This window comes from Rhodococcus sp. NPDC057297 (assembly GCF_042667435.1).
Taxonomy (GTDB): domain Bacteria; phylum Actinomycetota; class Actinomycetes; order Mycobacteriales; family Mycobacteriaceae; genus Rhodococcoides.
Genome location: NZ_JBHUZE010000009.1, coordinates 123,522 through 140,895, shown reverse-complemented (window position 1 = coordinate 140,895; position 17,374 = coordinate 123,522). Strand labels below are relative to the sequence as shown.

16 protein-coding genes are annotated in these 17,374 nt (G+C 64.1%); 10 read left to right on the top strand and 6 right to left on the bottom strand.

Translation table 11 applies throughout. The features are described 5' to 3' along the window. The first annotated feature begins 438 nt into the window (after positions 1–438). The 4 genes from ACFULT_RS22610 to ACFULT_RS22595 all read left to right on the top strand — a co-directional run bounded on the left by ACFULT_RS22610 (position 439) and on the right by ACFULT_RS22595 (position 4,212). Positions 439–1,182 carry a hypothetical protein gene (locus ACFULT_RS22610; protein ID WP_378482565.1) on the top strand — a complete coding sequence of 248 codons (744 nt, stop codon included), beginning with the start codon at positions 439–441 and terminating at the stop codon, positions 1,180–1,182. Continuing rightward, complete coding sequence (locus tag ACFULT_RS22605) at positions 1,151–1,711, top strand: hypothetical protein (RefSeq protein WP_378482564.1); 561 nt, start codon at positions 1,151–1,153, stop codon at positions 1,709–1,711. Before ACFULT_RS22610 ends, ACFULT_RS22605 begins: the two co-directional genes overlap by 32 nt. A gap of 273 nt (positions 1,712–1,984) precedes the next feature. After that, on the top strand, positions 1,985–3,025 hold the full coding sequence (locus ACFULT_RS22600; RefSeq protein WP_378482563.1) for a YhcG family protein: 1,041 nt from the start codon (positions 1,985–1,987) through the stop codon (positions 3,023–3,025). Positions 3,026–3,546: 521 nt separating this feature from the next. Continuing rightward, positions 3,547–4,212, top strand: coding sequence for a TetR family transcriptional regulator (locus ACFULT_RS22595; RefSeq protein WP_378482562.1), 666 nt, complete (start codon positions 3,547–3,549; stop codon positions 4,210–4,212). A gap of 54 nt (positions 4,213–4,266) precedes the next feature. Here the strand turns inward: ACFULT_RS22595 and ACFULT_RS22590 are convergent, their stop codons facing one another. The 4 genes from ACFULT_RS22590 to ACFULT_RS22575 all read right to left on the bottom strand — a co-directional run bounded on the left by ACFULT_RS22590 (position 4,267) and on the right by ACFULT_RS22575 (position 7,606). Further along, the gene (locus ACFULT_RS22590) at positions 4,267–5,115 is read right to left on the bottom strand and encodes a TetR/AcrR family transcriptional regulator (RefSeq protein WP_378482561.1); all 849 of its coding nucleotides are present in this window, start codon (positions 5,113–5,115) and stop codon (positions 4,267–4,269) included. Continuing rightward, positions 5,112–6,383 carry a GGDEF domain-containing protein gene (locus ACFULT_RS22585; RefSeq protein ID WP_378482560.1) on the bottom strand — a complete coding sequence of 424 codons (1,272 nt, stop codon included), beginning with the start codon at positions 6,381–6,383 and terminating at the stop codon, positions 5,112–5,114. Before ACFULT_RS22585 ends, ACFULT_RS22590 begins: the two co-directional genes overlap by 4 nt. Positions 6,384–6,869: 486 nt before the next feature. Continuing rightward, positions 6,870–7,292 (bottom strand): hypothetical protein, encoded by a 423-nt coding sequence (locus ACFULT_RS22580; protein WP_378482559.1) that lies wholly within the window; start codon positions 7,290–7,292, stop codon positions 6,870–6,872. Positions 7,293–7,315: 23 nt separating this feature from the next. Continuing rightward, the gene (locus tag ACFULT_RS22575) at positions 7,316–7,606 is read right to left on the bottom strand and encodes a hypothetical protein (RefSeq protein WP_378482558.1); all 291 of its coding nucleotides are present in this window, start codon (positions 7,604–7,606) and stop codon (positions 7,316–7,318) included. A gap of 127 nt (positions 7,607–7,733) precedes the next feature. On the opposite strand from ACFULT_RS22575, the gene ACFULT_RS22570 reads away from it, so the two are divergent. Then, positions 7,734–8,756, top strand: coding sequence for a hypothetical protein (locus tag ACFULT_RS22570; protein WP_378482557.1), 1,023 nt, complete (start codon positions 7,734–7,736; stop codon positions 8,754–8,756). Between the two features lie 82 nt (positions 8,757–8,838). On the opposite strand, the gene ACFULT_RS22565 is transcribed toward ACFULT_RS22570, so the two are convergent. Further along, the gene (locus ACFULT_RS22565; protein ID WP_378482556.1) at positions 8,839–9,213 is read right to left on the bottom strand and encodes an Lsr2 family protein; all 375 of its coding nucleotides are present in this window, start codon (positions 9,211–9,213) and stop codon (positions 8,839–8,841) included. 884 nt (positions 9,214–10,097) lie between these two features. Here ACFULT_RS22565 and ACFULT_RS22560 point away from each other — a divergent pair. The 3 genes from ACFULT_RS22560 to ACFULT_RS22550 are packed head-to-tail and all read left to right on the top strand — an operon-like array spanning position 10,098 to position 13,946. Continuing rightward, a complete protein-coding gene (locus ACFULT_RS22560) occupies positions 10,098–11,777 on the top strand; it encodes a Mu transposase C-terminal domain-containing protein (RefSeq protein WP_378482555.1) in 1,680 nt (559 codons plus the stop codon). Between the two features lie 4 nt (positions 11,778–11,781). Next, entirely contained in the window at positions 11,782–12,717 is a 936-nt protein-coding gene (locus tag ACFULT_RS22555) for a TniB family NTP-binding protein (RefSeq protein WP_378482554.1), read from the top strand. Next, a complete protein-coding gene (locus ACFULT_RS22550; RefSeq protein ID WP_378482553.1) occupies positions 12,714–13,946 on the top strand; it encodes a TniQ family protein in 1,233 nt (410 codons plus the stop codon). The genes ACFULT_RS22555 and ACFULT_RS22550 overlap by 4 nt, the downstream gene beginning before the upstream one ends. A gap of 221 nt (positions 13,947–14,167) precedes the next feature. Here the strand turns inward: ACFULT_RS22550 and ACFULT_RS22545 are convergent, their stop codons facing one another. Continuing rightward, positions 14,168–14,644 (bottom strand): DUF5956 family protein, encoded by a 477-nt coding sequence (locus ACFULT_RS22545; protein WP_378482552.1) that lies wholly within the window; start codon positions 14,642–14,644, stop codon positions 14,168–14,170. A 374-nt stretch (positions 14,645–15,018) separates the two neighbouring features. Here ACFULT_RS22545 and ACFULT_RS22540 point away from each other — a divergent pair, with 374 nt between their 5' ends. Together ACFULT_RS22540 and ACFULT_RS22535 are read left to right on the top strand one after the other, a co-directional pair. Continuing rightward, positions 15,019–16,191, top strand: coding sequence for a site-specific integrase (locus ACFULT_RS22540; protein WP_027494235.1), 1,173 nt, complete (start codon positions 15,019–15,021; stop codon positions 16,189–16,191). Positions 16,192–16,292: 101 nt separating this feature from the next. Next, positions 16,293–17,282 (top strand): hypothetical protein, encoded by a 990-nt coding sequence (locus tag ACFULT_RS22535; RefSeq protein WP_052059180.1) that lies wholly within the window; start codon positions 16,293–16,295, stop codon positions 17,280–17,282. The last annotated feature ends 92 nt before the right edge of the window (positions 17,283–17,374 follow it).

Genomic DNA, 17,374 nt, shown 5'->3' with positions numbered 1-17,374 from the left:
ACACTGTCGAATCTGAACCAAAAGCACGCCCCGTCCCGACTGGTACATAGTGACCCGCGGGGCATACGAAGGGAAAGTAGATTGGCACGTTGGGCAGCCGACAAACGCCTGGTTCCATACTCACTGCGAGTAGAGCTCGACAAACGGTTCGCTCAGGCGGACCCAGAGGGGGAACCCTTCGTAGCCAACTTCAACAGTGCCGGCGCCGACCTGCTCCATTTCATGAGTGCTTTCGTATCGGCACTGCCGGCAGATGAACTGATCGAACGTGACACGCGGCATTTTGGCCAGCCGACGGACGTGACTCGTGGAGGTAGAACTCTTCTGTGGCGTATGGATGGAGGAGAGTCTGGGCGATCGTCGACGATTAAGTTAAAGAAGACTGGACGTAGGCGAACTCGTGACCGGAGCGGAATCGAGTGGGCTCCCTTCTGGGTGATGGCCATCGTTCCCAAGAACAGCAACCAGGGCTGGCTTTTGATCGAGAAAGACGGCCGTTATACCTTGCCGAGCGAATGGCGTACAGAGCTGACCAGGGTCTTTAGTCGTACTTATCCAGGCTATCGACTGGTTCTCAGCACCATCCGCGATGCGTCTCTATGGAACCAGGTCGAGAACTCGACCGAAGAGCGCCTGCTCAGATTCGAGGTAGCGTTAAGGTCAGCCGAGACCACTCCAGCGAACAAGGGAGCGGAAGGATTTTCTCGAGGGATGGTCGAAGTTCAGAAACGGATCTTTCACCCCGTGCAAAGCAAAGCGGAGGGACGCCGGCTCAGAGAGTTGCGTCGGGCGTTCACGCGCAACCTCACCCCGCAAGGCCTCGTTGAGATCGCACTACCCCTCGAAGCGGATGATCTGAGCGATGACCGTGTCAAGATCCGACTCCGCGACGACGTCCACGAGATCAAGGCAACGGTCTTGAACGACGACGGTATAGAGAGGACCATTGTCTTCGAAGGACTTGATGCTCAGCAGACGTTCGTGATCGAGAATTCGGGAGGTCTAGACCTTGGTAGCGACCAGTTCGCTCAAGAGTGTCGTACAGCGGTGAAAGACTTAGCTACGGCAGGCGGGGTCACTCTCCCACCACACTGGGAGGCTGGCAGATGGACGCATCCGGTAGACGCGCCGGCAGTTCGGATCTACAGCGATGACAACGTGGACCCAGAAACAACCGGGTAGGTCGTACGTCGCGCTGACGCGATGGGCGATCCAAGGACTCGGCCGTCCCAAGGACGGAGTCCTGACGAGAACGCGGTTTCTCGCAGCGTTCGTATTTCCCGCATTCGTGCTGGGCTATGCAGCCTCGGCACAGCCGGAAGTCGAGACGTCGACTCTTTTGTCTGGGGCCTCGATTATATCCGGCGTCCTGCTCGCTCTGTGTACGCTCAGCGTGACCCGTGTCAAAGATCTAGCCGCAACGGACTTGGATGGTTCCTACGTCGGTTCGGACCCAATGGTCGCGGGATACGGATTCGCCCGGTCGGCCACCGCTGCAGCGTACGTCTCGGTGTCACTGACTGCTGTCGTCTTTGCCCAGCTGCTGGTCAGCGACGGGCCGATACTCGTTGCGTTGACTATTGCTACATTCACCGCCGCCGCGCACCTGGGAGCGAGGATTTGGTTTCTTCTTGGCGCCATTCGCTACCAAGTCGACTCGATGGCAGGTCAGAGGGCCACCAAGCCACAGAAGTTGCGACGAGCCGGTTGACACGGCCTTTCAGCCATACTTCGCCGATAGTCCCGACCAGATTTCTTTCGCCAACTGGTCGCACTCGCAGCCCTAGCCGTCAGTCGTCAACATGTCTTGACGGTGCGGTAACTGCGTTTCGTGTCAGTGTTGGTCACTCGCTGCAGCTCAGCGACGTGTGGCGGCGCACGTCACACGGCCACTCACCTGCATGACGGTTCTGACAGCACGTGCCCCTGGTCTGAGAGTTGGCGAGACGGCACCGCCACAGTTTCTCGTGCGAGTATTGAACCGATGAGTGCACGTGAGGATCGGGTCGAGCCCACTGGATACGGCGACCTGCTCGAACAGATCAAGACGCAGGTTCGCCACGCCCGCGTACAGGCCGCACGGGTAGTCAACTCCGAGCTCATCACGCTGTACTGGCGAATCGGTGCGTCGATCCGGCAGCGCCAGGCCCATGAGGGGTGGGGTACGAAGGTCATCGCCCGCCTCGCCGACGATCTACGGACCGAGTTTCCCCACATGCGCGGACTCTCACAGCGGAACCTCGTGTACATGCGCACTTTCGCCGGCCGATTTTCCGAACCAAGTGCGCAACACCCTGTTGCGCAATTGCCGTGGGGCCATGTGACCGTCTTGCTCGACCGGGTCCCAGACGCTGAGGCGCGCAACTGGTACGTCGAGCAGGCCGCGCATCATGGGTGGTCGCGAGCTACGTTGACCCATCACATCACGTCAGGGCGACACCTGCGGTCCGGGAACGCACCCAATAACTTCCCTGCCACGCTGGCCGCGCACGAATCCGATCTGGCCCAGAGCATTCTCCAGGACCCGTACAACCTCGACTTCCTCAACCTCGACTCCACGCACAGTGAACGCGAACTCGAAGACGCCCTGATCGGTCGCCTCACGCACTTTCTGAGCGAACTCGGAGCCGGGTTCGCGTTCGTGGGACGCCAATACAAGATCACCACCGGTGATCGAGACTATTTCTTGGACCTGCTGTTCTTCCACCTGGGACTGCGTAGGTTCGTGGTGTTCGAACTGAAGGTAGGTCAGGCAGAACCCGAACACATCGGCAAACTGAATTTCTATGTCAACGCTGTCGATGATCAACTCCGCAGACCGGAACACGGCGACGGAGCGACCATCGGCATCTTGTTGGCCGCCACCCGAGACGACATCGTCGTCGAGTACGCCCTACGGGGGATCGGATCACCTCTGGCGGTGAGCACCTACACCACCTACGGGGCGCTTCCAGATGACATCCGTCCGTCGCTGCCCACGGCCGATGACCTCGCGGATGCTCTCCGTGATGTGGCGCGCCCCTAGCCGCTGGAGCAAACAGAACAGCTGGGACATCCTTCCGTCCTGTAGATGCCTATTGGTCCCACCCAAAAAATGAGGCGCATCGGGCGAGGAACGGTTCGACAACAAGTCCACACCAAGGCGGCGACAGGCGACGGGGACGCGGCGACGTGCTGTCACCGAGCAACGATTACCGCCGCACCTACTTCGCGCGGCAACTCTCGGCCAGTATCGGGGACGTGACCGTCGGTGCAGACGCGCCACGAAGTGCTCTCGACATGCTCCCGGCGCGCTACCGCCGCGAACGGCACCGTTACTGTGGCGACGCCGACGGTGTGCGTGGTATCGCTGCATTCCCCCAGCACCTCATCGTACGAGTATCGACCCAACGTGGACACCGACTACCCTCAGCGGCGGTAGCTCGACCGATTGTGATGCACAGGTGAGGTGATCACCCTGTACGGCGGGGCCGGACGTCGATCCGATGACGGCGCGGCGGGGCTCGGTAGCCTGGAGTTTCATTCGTAGGACAGGAGAGACCGGCCATGGCACCAGTACACGCTGACGTCCGTGTCCCTCAGCAGCGTCGTGCCCGCATCACTCGTGAGGTGATCGTCGAGGCCGCTGCAGCTGAATTCTCACGTCGCGGCTTCGGCGGTGCATCGGTGAACGCGATCCTCGAAGCGAGCGGCCGCACCAAAGGTGCGATGTATTTCCACTTCCATTCCAAGCATGATCTTGCCGTTGCTGTCGTCGATGCAGCCGCGCACCGCTACACCGCCATCGCCGAGCCGTGGCGCACGACACCGCAGGATCCAGTGAACGCACTCGCCGGCCTGATCGGCGAGCTCACCGCCGCCATCGCTGAAGAGCGTGTCCTGCGCGCGGAGCTGCGGCTCGGGATCGATCCGGACTTTCCCTCCGACACCGCGACCCACGCGAGCCAGGGCTGGGAGACAGTGGCCCACGAACTCGCCCACGCCGCCGAGCACGCGGGATGTTTCACCGCGCCGTTCGGTCCCCCGCGGTTCGTTGCCGCTATGGGCAGCATGCTCGCCGGGTGCGGCATCATGGCCGACATCACCGACGACCCTATCGCACTGCGAGGCCGGTTCCACGAAGCGTCCGACGCGGTTGTGGTAGCAATGACCACCCCGGACACCGCAGCACGCTACCGATCCCGAACACCCCAGGCTGCATCCACCGCCTGACGTGCGGCCGCGTTCGTGGACTTACTCCGGACGGCCCGATGCAGCCCAGGTGGGTCACACTCGCGGTGCCGTCACGAATCCTCGCCGCTCGTGCGGCACATGCAGCGGGCGCAGGCCAGATTCCATCGACCGCATCACCAGATCGATGCTGCGAGCAGCTTTGCCGTTGGAGTCCTGGCCATCGCGCCGCGTCGCGGCGATGATCCCAGCGAGCGCATCGACCACTACCCCGGCCATGTCCGACCCCTGCGTCATCCAAGCATCGCCCGTCCCCGTCCCGGTTCCTGTTCCTGTTCCTGCGGATGGCACGGCATCGGCCTGGAGTGCGGCGACCAGAGCATGGGCCAGCCAGTGCTCCCACACCTGATAGATACTGGGCAGGCCGGTCGCCGCCGCGACCGGCGACACTTCGAGAGCATGCATGGCCTGGACCAGCGGGTTCGATACCGCTGATTCGATGGCTGCGTGCGCGAACGCACGGACACGGTCGAGGCCGGCGCCGATCGGCACTCCCGCCCCGGCGCCGAGACCGGTCGACGAATCAAGATCTCGCAGTGTCGTGCTCGGCGATGTCGTCTTCGGTGATGTCGTGCGCGGCGCGGATGTGTGTGAAGCAGTTGTGGATGACGCTGGTCTGCAGAGTGCGCCTGCGTGGTGGTGCCCGCGCCGATACACCTCGGCGAGGAGCTCGTTCTTGTTGGGAAACAACCGGTACAGCTGGTCGCGGGCCAGTCCGCTCTCGTGCTGCACCATGTTCATGGTGACTGCGCCGTAGCCTCGGGTGACGATGGCGTCGGCGCACACGTGGAGAATCCGGGTGCGTTCGAGGGTGCGCTGCAGACGGTCGGATCCAGGTCGACGATACGGAGCCGTCGGCTGATTCTGCCAGTTCGTCGAGGTCATGGTTGTAGCCGATCGAACCGGACGTCGTCGTCTTCGCCGTCGTGAGCGAGATCAGCCGCAGGTGCGCCTGTGCCCGCCAGCAGCGGCGATGCCAGTCCGCGCCGGCGAGTGCCTGCGGTACGCGGCGCGGCAGGGGGCCAGGTGACCACCACGGGATCTGCCGTGTATGCGCGGTCGCGGCCACCGGTTTTCGCGTGGTAGAGCGCCCCGTCGGCGGTGCGGCCGACGATGTCGATGACGGTTTCCACAGGGTCGAGTGATCCTTCGTTCGGCTCGCAGAGTTGCATGTCCGGCTGCCGGCGGCCCGATGGCGGCGGCTGCATCGACCCGTCGGCAACGGGAGATAGTGCGGCGGTGACGGTTCCGATGCTGGCAGTGACGGCGGTGTCGGCGCGAACACGACCCAGGATGCGGCGCTCAAGCGCCTGATCGAGGTCGGCAGGGACGAGGACAAGAAATTCTTCGCCGCCGATCCGGGCGAGCACAGAATCGAGCGGAGCGAAATCACCCAGGACAGCGCCGATCGTGTTCGCCACGGCGATGAGGACTCGGTCGCCACCGGTGTGGCCGAGGGTGTCGTTGACCTGTTTGAAGTGATCGATGTCGATCACCGCAGCGCGGATCCCGGTTCCGCGGCGATGCACGGCGTCGAGCAATGCCCGGGTGGGGGCGAGCATGCCGCGCCGATTCAGCAGACCGGTGAGGGGATCGGTATCGGCGAGGGCCTGCAATTCGAGATTGACCGTACGCAGTGAGCGGGCGAGACCGCTGATCACCGTCACCGGTATCAGGACGGTGGTCACAGCGGCACCGATGGCGATGAGAGAGACCAGGGGCCCGGTCGCGGCGAGATCGGTGGCGGTGACGATCGTGGCCATGACGACCGAGAGCGCCGTCAGGCTGGTGGTGACCCGCGGCGGGGACCCCGATGCTGCGATAGCGGGCACGATGGCGAGCATCGCGGTGACCGACCGGGTCGCTGCCGGGTCGGCGATCACGTAGGCCGAGGTGGCAACGCCGAGCATTCCGCCGGCGCCGAGCACGGTGAACTGCCGATCGGTGAGCCTTCCCACTGCCGCCGCGATGAGCACGGTCACCGCGGTGAAGAAGGTGATCAGGCTGAGCACCGGTAGTGCGCCGGGTTTGAGGAACGTCGGGGAGATCACGGCGATGATCAACATCGGGAGGGCCCCGGACGCGCTGACGATGACCATCCTGGTGCGCATGTCCCACCGTGGTCCGGCGGGCGGCACGGTTGCCGCGGTCACCTTATGATCGCCTGGGATGGCGGCGGGTACCTCTGGTGCGTTGCCGGATGCGCTCATCGTCGAGACCGGTCCCGCCTGGTGTTTTCGGATGTCCCGTGAGCTGAACGCGCCGTGATCGACCGTCCTCGCACTGCCTGCACTAGTGCAGCCACCGCGAAGGCGGCAAGCCCGGCCAGTGACACCACCAGAATCACCAACGCGGTGACGAGGACCGGAATCAGAATCGAGTACACGGCGGGCTCATCGCCTGTCCGTCCCGGCTGCCGGGACGATTCTGCTCGCCGCGCCGGAGTTGGACGATGTCACCGTCGATGCCATCAGTCGTTGTGACCGGACACAACCAATTCATTCGTGCATTACAGCAGATGCCGAAACGTCACGGTTGTCGGAGCCTCCGGCCAACCGATCCCGCAGATGCGCCGGCTACCTGCACACCTGTCCCTGTCGGAGGCGGGTGGGTGTGAGATTCGTCAGGCGATCCGCGCGCTACAGGTCCTGTGGCGCGGAGGTGGCGGCCTTGGCACCACGTACGAAGTGTTCGCAGCGCGGCGTGCACCCTCCGTCAGCGCTGCGAGGATGGTGTCCGCGGCGGTCCATGGCGGGTCGATCGGTGCGATCATGATCGGCCTGACCGGTCCTCGGGAGATGCGCAGTGTGCGTGGCGGACGTGTGCGTCGGTTCGGCCGCACTGCGCGTTATATAGCGCGGCCGGGTCGCCGCAGCGCGGCGGCGGAACCGCGATGTCAGCACGAGCGCGGTGAGGGCGGCAGTGACGAGGGCGGCCTCGCGGTTGCCGGCGATCGCCCCGAGCACCACGAACATCGACACCGCCCCGGTGCCGTCCAGGACGAGCTGCACCGCAGGTATGTCGAGGAGGATTCGTGCGCCAGGGCTTGTCGGCGCGCTCACGACCCTGTCGGGCAGCGCGGCCGTCACGGTGTGTCGGCGAACTCGGTATCACCGGCAGTGGCGGCATCGGTAGCGGTGGTGTGAGGGGCGGCGGTGAGATCGTCGTCGTCGGCGAACATCAACGTCCCGTCCGCGGCGGCGATCGCCCACCGCTGCGGTGATGCCCAGTCCCGCCCGAGCCGGTCCGCCGGTACGAGATGGTCACCGAAATCCTCGACGAGTCGGCCCGTCACCACGATGCTGCGTCCGCGCCGCAGTTGTACGAGGTCACCAACAGAGAACGTCGGTGTGGTGAGATCTCTCGAATCGTTCACTGCGTCAGTGAAACAGATGCCCGCAGAGGTCGTGGACATCGCCTGGCCGAACCTTGCTGACAGAGACGATTTTACTGTCTCCGCGTCGACGCACGATCCATGCTGGACGCCCGCTACCGTTGGCCGCGTGCACAACGAGACCGGATGCTCTGCGGGCAGGTCTTACCGTTACGAGTGGGCCCTGTTCGCCGACTGGTGCGCCGCCGCAGACATGACCCCGCTCCCGGCGACGCCGGTGACTCTCGCGGAGTTCCTCGGTGACAATCCCGCCGGTGACCGGGCCCAGATACGGCGGGTCTCGGCGATCAACCGTGCTCACCGCGATGCCGGCCACCCGGAGCCGGGACTGGTGACCGCGCTGCGGCTGGCCGTCGATTCGGTTCGGGCGCAGCGCCGACGCGACCTCGCGCAGGTGTTGGCGGCCGCCGCCGCGGATCTACCGTTCACCGGTTCGACCGACGCGCTGTTCGGGCGCCGCGACACTGTCCTTCTGTTGCTCACTGCCGCCGGGTTGTCCTACCGGGCGATCGCCGAGCTTCGGTCCACCGACGTCACAGTCGACGACGAGGACAGTCTCTGGATCGGCGGAAGGCACCGGGTGCGGATCGACGACGTCGCCGTGCCCGGCTTTCGGCCCGCGCAGGTGTGGCGACGGTGGAACGAGGTGCTGGTCTTCGCCGACCGCTACCCCTCCACAGCCCTGATTCTTCAGCATCTACGCCGAGACACGTTTCCTGATACGACCGGCTGGCCGGGGCGACAGTCTCCGGTAGCGGTATCGATCGACCGGTGGGGACACCTGCCGTTGCCCGCCGATGCGATGACGCCGGCGGCGATCGCCGGTGTCATCGCGGCGCACCGCGTTGGGGCGCCGCCGCGCCGCACCCTTATCCGACTCCGTGGCCACGATCGCGGCCGCAGTGACGACGACACGGGCCATGTCGTCGAACCCGCCAGGCCGGAGTGGGATTCGCATGCACTTGATACCGGGTACTACGAGAGCGGCGTCGCGGCCCGCCGCAGCGCGCACACTGCCCTGGCCGAGATACCCGAGCTGTACGACGAGGTCGAGGACCGCATCGATGCCCTCCTCACCCGCACTCTGGAACTGCTCGAACAGCACAACAGCACTCCCGACCCACGACATTGACACCGCCGGAGAAAGCCGCGCCAGGCGGCGTGCCGCACATCGGCACCGGATGGGTTCGAGGGAGTCGGCCGGTGCTCGTGGTTCAGTGGGCTGCGTCGAACGCGTCGACGATGTCGGCGGGAATCCGGCCGCGATCGTTGATCTCGTACCCCTGGTCCGACGCCCACTGCCTGATGGCGCGTGTCTGCGCCGGATCCCGCTTCGCTGCCGCTGAGTTCGACTGCGACGCAGTGGAGGACTTGGCGGCCGAGGACGCCCTGCGTTTTCGGCCACCGACCCGTGTCGCATGCTCGATGTAGTAATCGAGTTTACGGTGAAATTCGGTGGCATTCTTGGACTTCAAGTCGATCGAATATTCGACGCCCGATACCGCGAATTCGATCGTCTCACCGGATTCGTCGTTGATGATCGAGCCGTCGATGTCGTCGACCAACTCGGTGAATACTCTTTTCGCCACGGTAGTTCCGATACCTTTCTACGCCCACGGTTGTGAAGAAATGTCCCAGCCGATGGTTGGTGACTGCTGCCCTGCGCGGGGAGTTTGAGCCTTTACACCGGACTGACCGTATCGCTTTCAGATGCCGAAATCAATTTGCGTCAGAGGCATCCGGTTCCAATTCTTTCTGGGCGCAGGTGCTGGGGCCGGGCATCCGTGCGTCCAGTGTACGAGTTACCCGCATCGGGTCGAACAGACTGTTTCTCACCCACAAGTTGAATAGGCCAGATCTATCGTAGATAAGCGCATCGAAGACGTGGCCGCTGCACTTCGGGGGATGGTAGGTCGCGGCATCAGGTGAATCCTTGGGGGCTTGTCAAAAGCGTCGGTGCGGGTTCCGAGACGGTCTAAGGTCGATGTAGGACAGGGTTTTGTAGCAGCGGTCGGCTGAAATCTGATCGACCATTCAATACGATCTATACCCCTTGGAGAAATGGATTTGGCGCGCAGAGGCGCGACTTCCGGGGCCTACAGATTCGAAAGCAGGATCTACTGGAGTATCTGTTGAGAGGCTTGTATGCACGGAGACCCCCAGCGACAAGTGGTAGAAACTCGTCGAGGCTTTAAGAAATTTTGCCCATAAGGCGGCTTTCATCGAGGTATCTCCTCATGTGGTGATGGCTGCTGCCACAGGCTGAGTTTTCCTCGGAACGAATCCGTCGCTGCCGTCCTGGTCGACGATCGTCTATCGAGACACCCCGTACGTGATTTGAGTGTCAGTTTCAGAAGACGACTTCACTCTATGCACGCGTTTTGTGGGTGAGTGCACTTGTCTTCTGACATTCTGATGTCAGAAGTGCGCTGCACGGTCGCGCGTTCGGCTCTCGGTGACAGGGAGGCTTGAGATGGACCCCGACAAGCTCGACGTCATAGAGACCGGAGTGTTGACGGCGTCGGGGGAGCGGTGGTCCCAGGCAGAGACCCGCTTTGCTGTGCTCTCTCCCTTGTTGAAGACGTATCCGGTGCGTTCGGAAGCGGCCGATGATGCAGCGCACCGGCTGGGACTGTCCAGGCGGCAGGTTTACACGTTGCTCGGCAGGCTCAGGGACGGCACGGGGACGGTCACCGATCTTCTGACGAAGGTCTCGTCGGGTGGGCGTGGCCGCAGCCGAGTATCCGCTGACGTCGAAGAAGTGATCGCCGACCATCTGACTCGATACTTTCTTCACCGCCAGAAGCTCAGTGTCGCTGCGCTGCATAGACGTATAGCACTGGCCTGTCACCGTGCGGGTCTGCCTGTGCCGGCCAGAAACACCGTCACCGCGCGTATCGCCGCCCTCCATCCGGCGTCGGTGGCCAGGTCACGCGGGGGACCCGATGCCGCCCGGCCGCGTCAGTCCGCCGGCGACGTTCCACCGACGGTTGCGGGGATTCTCGATCAGGTCCAGATCGACCACACCGTCGTCGATGTGATGATCGTCGACGAGTACGAGCGTCAAACGATCGGTCGCCCCTACCTGACGATAGCCATCGATGTCTTCAGCCGTACCATCCTCGGATTCGTCGTCACTCTGGAGCCACCGTCGGCCGTGTCTGCCGGGTTGTGCCTGGGCCGGGTGTGCAGCGAGAAGCAGACGTGGCTCGAAGCATGCGAGCTGGCAGAACAGGTGCAATGGCCGATGGCAGGAAAGCCCAAGCGGTTATACCTCGACAACGCCGCCGAGTTCAAAAGCGAAGCGCTACGCCGCGGATGCGCCCAGCATGCGATCGCCCTCGAATACCGTCCACCTGGCCGGCCGCACTACGGCGGGATCGTCGAACGCATCATCAGAACGGCGATGACGGCTGTGCACGAGCTACCCGGCACCACCTTTTCGAACCCAGCGGACCGAGGAAGCTACGACTCGAACAAGCACGCGGCGTTGACATTGCGCGAGCTGGAGCGCTGGCTGGTCCTGGCGATAGCCAAGTATCACGCGAGCGTGCATTCAGGGGTGGGCAACACCCCGGCAGCCATGTGGGACGGCGGTGTCGCCTCAGCCGGTCATGCCCCTCGTGTGGTGCTCGGCGAAACAGCGTTCCTGGTCGACTTCCTTCCCGTTATCCGGCGACGTCTGACGCGCACGGGCTTCGTCCTCGATCACGTGCACTACTTCTCGAACGCGCTCAAACCGTGGGTCGCGCGACGAGAGGAACTGGGGCGGTTCGTGATACGACGTGACCCCCGCGATCTGAGCAGAATCTGGGTCCTCGAACCCGACGGCACCGGGTATGTCGAGGTGCCGTACCGGACGATGTCACATCCCGCAGTGACACTGTGGGAGCACAGAGCTGCCATCACCCGCCTTCGCGAACAAGGACGGTCGAACGTCGATGAGAGCGCACTGTTTTCGATGATCGAGCAGATGCGCGAGGTCACCGACCGCTCGAAGAAAGCCACCCGCAAAGCTCGCCGCAACCGCGCCCGCCGCACACACCTCACCTCAGCCGCGTCTGCACCGGTCCCTACGATTCACCCGCCGATGGAACCTCTAACGGATGGCGGCACCGCAGCGCCCGTCTTCAGCGACATCGAGGAATGGTGAGCCGATGACCGCCCCAGAAGGAAGTAACGAAGCCACCGAGCTGCCCGGTTCGGACCTGGAGCACCTGCGGGAAACGATCCGACCACTCACCGCACTCGACGACGCAGAGCGGATCCGGTTGATTCGGTCCGAGAGATGGATCGGGTATCCACAGGCCCTCACGGTCATCGACCATCTGGAAACATTGTTGTCGTGGCCGGACCGCCAGCGGATGCCGAATCTGCTGTTGCTCGGTCCGACCAACAATGGCAAGTCGATGATCATCGAGAAGTTCCGGCGCACCCATCCGCCGATCAGCTTGCCCGACCGCGAGCAGATCCCGGTGTTGTGTATGCAGATGCCCCCGGACCCCTCACCCGGCCGGTTCTACCTCGCCCTGCTCACAGCGCTGGGAACCCCGACCCGACCACGCAATCGGGTCCACGAACTCGAACAGCAAGCATTGATGCTGCTCCGCGCCATCGGCGTACGGATGTTGATCATCGATGAGCTCCACAATGTTCTCGCCGGCCGCGACAACGTCCGCCGCGAATTCTTGAACGTGCTGCGATTCCTCGGTAACGAACTACGCATCCCACTCGTCGGTGTCGGCACCCGTGATGCCTACCTCGCCATCCGCACCGATCCGCAGCTGGAGAACCGATTTCACCCCATGACCCTGCCGGTCTGGACCAACACTTCCGACACCAGATCACTGCTGGCCAGCTTCACCGCGAGCTTCCCGCTCCGCACACCTTCGCACCTTGCATCGCCGGAGATGACCGACTACCTCCTCACCCGCTGCGAGGGAACCATCGGTGAGCTGGCAACGCTGCTCACCGCCGCAGCCGTCACCGCCATAGGCAGCGGAGAGGAAGCGATCACCTCACCGGTGCTCACGCGCACTCCGTACGTCGGCCCCACCGAGCGACGCCGCCTGTTCGAACGCCACCTCGCGTGAAAACGCGGCTCGCGGCGATGCCCGGTGATGCATACGTTCGCCCGTGGCCGCTGCACCCGCCGCCACTGCCAGGGGAGGTCCTCTCGTCCTGGTTGGCCCGGACCTGCGAGCTGTATCCGCACATCAGGCCCTCTGACTTGCTTGCGGACCTCGATATCGATTGTGCTGTCGAGGATCTCGACCGCTACACACCGGAGCCGATCCTTGCCGCGTTGGCCGGTCGCGGCGCAGTTCCGGTGGAGAGGTTGCGGATGATGACGTTGGCGGGGTGGACACCGTGGCTGCTCGACAGCACCGACCCGGCCGACTGCGACTTCGACACCTTCGTCCACCAGTTCTCGATCCTGCTACCGGCCGACTTGGCGAGGGAGGATCAACGCCGCCGCACACGCACAGATGGCGCATGGATGCCGTGGGCGAGCACTCCACGTACTCGGGCATGCCCGGCATGTATCGACAGCCTCGAATCCACTGCCGACATCGCAGTGACTCTGCTGCAGCAATATCCGGTTCTCAGCAGCTGCCTCGAACACCGTTGCCGACTCGAACCTTGCTCTGCTTTCCCTGGTCATGCAATCTTCTGGGATCAGGTCCGGTTCGGTTCGGACGAACGGGTATCGCCCGTTTCGGTTCCTGCTGTGGTTGCGGACCTCGATCGCCGTACCAGCGAGGCTCTGACAACGGGATGGGTGGAACTGCGCCCAGGACGGGTGCATGCAGCAGTCTGGTTCCGACTTCTTCGCACCGTCGTCGACGAAGTGTCCACACCGCTGGTCCGCACCGGACGGTGGTCGACGAGGCTCGTTGCGATCTGGAGGGCCGCAGGTCGTTCTCGCCCGCTCCGGACAGCGTGGGTTCCGTTCGAAGAACTGCACTGGGACGAGCAGGCGACAGTTCTCGAGGCCGCAGCAATCGGCATTGCGATGATCGAGAGCGGTGAAATCGACGCCGGCGGTGCGCACGCATCGCTGCTGCGCCCACGTCCGTATGAGCCGGTCGATCCTGGAACAGCTCCGACGCGCTCGTCCTATCCCGCACCTGAGCGCGATGCATGGGCTGACGCGCACGCTGCGGCCGAGGCCGCCGTCGCGGCAGCGCGCGTCGATCCCGTATCCGCCCGGTCGTTGTACAACTTCCTGCGCTGGGGATGCCGCACAGCGAAGGAACTGGATGAAACGGTGCAACTGTTCGTTGACCACGGAATCCCACTGCAACACCCGCCGACGTAGCTCTCCCTCGGATGGGGCGGAGCTCGTCCCGCAACGTACACGCATCGACAGCTGAGAGGCCGCACAAAAGCGTCACCAGAAGGGCCGCACGAGAATGTCAGCAGATCCGCGTATGAACGCCGGGGCAGCTACTTCCAGAATGTTTCCCGGTCTTGAGCGCCGACCTGCTGCACATCCCGCCGACCCACTCCGCATTCGCACCCGAAGCGCACAACGTCACTTCAAATCTTCGGCGGCACATCATTGAGCAGGGACTCGTACAACCGTCTGATCGCCTTCAGGACTTCCGCTGGTTCGATCCAGTTATTCTTCTCGCGCAGAGCATATTCCAGCTCCTCACCGTTTCCGATGATCTCGGGTACCAGCACATGCCATTTGTATCCCCGCGGTTGCAGTCGCACGCCGGCTTCTGCCAGGTAGGAGTTCACGCCGTCATTCACCATTCTGAGATCTTGCTCGGTAAAAGGTTCGAACCAGACTTCCTCCGGTCCTTTGCTCGGGTCACCGCGGGTTACCTTCACGGGAGGGTGCTTGGATGCTGGATACGACGTCCGGTAGCACCGGCCCGGTCCCGCCAGCCAGGCAGTCAGCGCCCCGTGCCCGTTCGATATGACGCTGACGTAGCGGCCCGCGGGTAGCTCGCTGGGCACGCGGTCCTCAGCCTCCGCTATCGGATACTCACTCCAGTACTGCGCCATGTAGTCATTCTGGTCGATATGCCGCCAACATGCGGCGAACCAACCATGCACGAGTCAGATACCCGAGCCACTCGGCACACAGACGGAATCTTCCATAGAACCACCCGTCTCCCCAGCTCAAGCTGCGTCTTTGGCGACATCCACTGCGGCCTACCACTGACATCGAGCGAGGCATGCCCAGGTCAAACGACTGAGTTGTTGTGCGGCCTAGCAGGCAGCCGAGAAGGCCGTCCCTGCGCCGGCGTCATAGTCACCAACAGTTTTGGTGCGGTGACCGACGAGAATTTTCCTTCCCGCACCGTCTCCGCGGAAACGCCTGCTCAGCGTGCTTTCGGCCTGAGAAGTCTGTCGGGAGGGCCCGCTACAGTCCAGCCATGACAGATCGCCAGCTCGTAGACGGCCCGACCACGATCCCGGCTGTCGTGCCGGGTGCCGCGGCGGTGTTTCCAGACCTACCGCCCGAGGTTGCTGCTCGGATCGAGCGTTCCATGGCCGCGTCCCGCTCGACCGGTACCCGCCGGGCCTACACCTCGGCGTGGCGACGCTTCGAGACCTGGTGCACCGTCGCCGGGCACCACGCGTTGCCGGCGCATCCCGCGACAGTGGCGGCCTACCTCGTCGCCGCGGCCGACACGCTCACCGTCGACGGGACGCGGGCGTACGCGGCCGCGACGTTCGGCAAGTGGATTGCGGCGATCGCCGACCGCCACCGCGCTACCGGACACGACAACCCGTGCGGGCACGAGATGGTGCGCGCCACCCTCGCCGGTATCCGGCGGGACTACGCGTCGGCGGGGGAGCGGCCCCGCAACCCGCGCGCACCGCTGCTGACCTCCGACATCACCACGATCGTCGACCACGCCCGACGCACTACAGCGGGGTGGGCGTCGGAGGTGCTCGAACGCCGCGACACCGCGCTGCTGCTGATGGGATACACCGGCGCATTTCGACGCAGCGAACTCGTAGCGCTGGAATGCCGCGATGTGCGCCGCGACCGTCTCGACGGTGCGCACGTACGGATCCGAAGATCGAAGACCGACCAGGACGGAACCGGCATCGGAACGGTGAAAGCGCTTCCGTTCACCGACTGCCACGAATCCTGCCCGGTCTGCGCGTGGGTGCGATGGCTGCAGATCGTCGCCGCGTTCGACACCGGGGGCAGAGCCGCCGTCATTCGACTGCTTTCTCGCGCAGCACAATTCGACTCCCATCTCTGCCGCGGCACCCTGCCGACCGCCGAGAAACGGTCGCCGCTGTTCCGGTCTGTCCGCAAGAACGGCAACCTCTCCGACACTGTGTTGTCCGGGGCAGCGGTCCATGCGGCGATCCGCCGCCGCGCAGCTCACGCCGGGTACGACCCCGAGACTGTCATGCAGCTCGGCGGCCATTCCCTGCGGGCAGGATTCGTCACCCAAGCCTTCCGTAACGGTGCCGATGCACATGCGATCATGCGCCAGACCGGGCACACCACACCCGCAATGGTCGAGACATATGCCCGCGAGCACGCCCCTCTGGTCGGCAACGCGGTCACCGAACTCGGTCTATGACCGGGCGTGTGACTTCACCCGTGAACGCCGATAGGGCGACCGGGGTAGATGCTGACCACGACGACTGCACCGGTTCGATTCGACCAGCGGATATCACGAACGTGGCGGTGCCGAAGCGGGATCGGCACACGTGGTCACTGTTCGAGGACTGGTGCACCGCCCATGACGAAACACCACTGGCGGCCTCCCCGGATTCACTTGCTCGGTTCCTCTCGGCGCACCCCGCGGCGTCCACGACCCAGCGCCGCCGGATCGCGGTGATCGACGCCGCCCATTCCCGGCACCTGTTACCCCAGCCGGGCCGTGCGGAGGTCGTCCGGGCTGCGCTGGACGTGGCGCGTACGGCGCGCCTGCACGAGCTGGCAGCCGTGATCGGCGGCGTCATCGCGCGCCTCCCCGAATCCGGTTGGCCGTCCGAACTGTTCGCGCGGCGAGACGCCCTCGTCCTGGTCTTTGCCTCGACCGGTCTGCCGTACACCCAGATCGCGGCCCTGCGGCCCTGCGACGTCACCGCCGATCCGAGGATCGATGCCCTTCGTATCGACACAGGCCGCGGCGTTCGCACCGTCACTCCTCTCGCACTGATGGAGACGGGTATCTCGCCGCGGACGGTGTTCCAGCGCTGGTTGGAGGTGCTGGGCCATCACACGCGGTACCCGAACACTCGAATGCTCGCCGACGCTCTCGATGCCGTGGGCGGTACCGGGCTCAGCGGATTCGACCGGTACGTCGATCCGGCCGGTCGACAGCCGCTGTCGACCGCAATCGACCGGTGGGGTCACACCCCGCTGACTGCGACTGCACTTACCGCCCATGCGGTCGCCGACATCGTTCGAGCGCACCTGGACGGACGAGCACCTGTGCACCGACACCATTCGGTGCAGGCACGGCAGCCGAGCACAGATCTCGTACCCAAGCCCGCCTCGGCTTCGCTACTCGACCCCGGCTACTACGAACACGGGACTCGGGCACGCCGAGACGCACACCAGCTACTCGGTGGCGTCGATTCGACGCTCGACGACGTCGAAGAGCGTGCGGATTCACTGTTGAAGCGGCTTCTCGAATTCGTCGAGGCAGAAGTGCCGCCGTGAGGTCGGCCGTTCGTGCCGCGAAGATGGTCCCTGCACCCGTTCAGGCCGCTTCTGTGGCGTGGAGACGCTCGACGAGACCGGGATGAACCGAT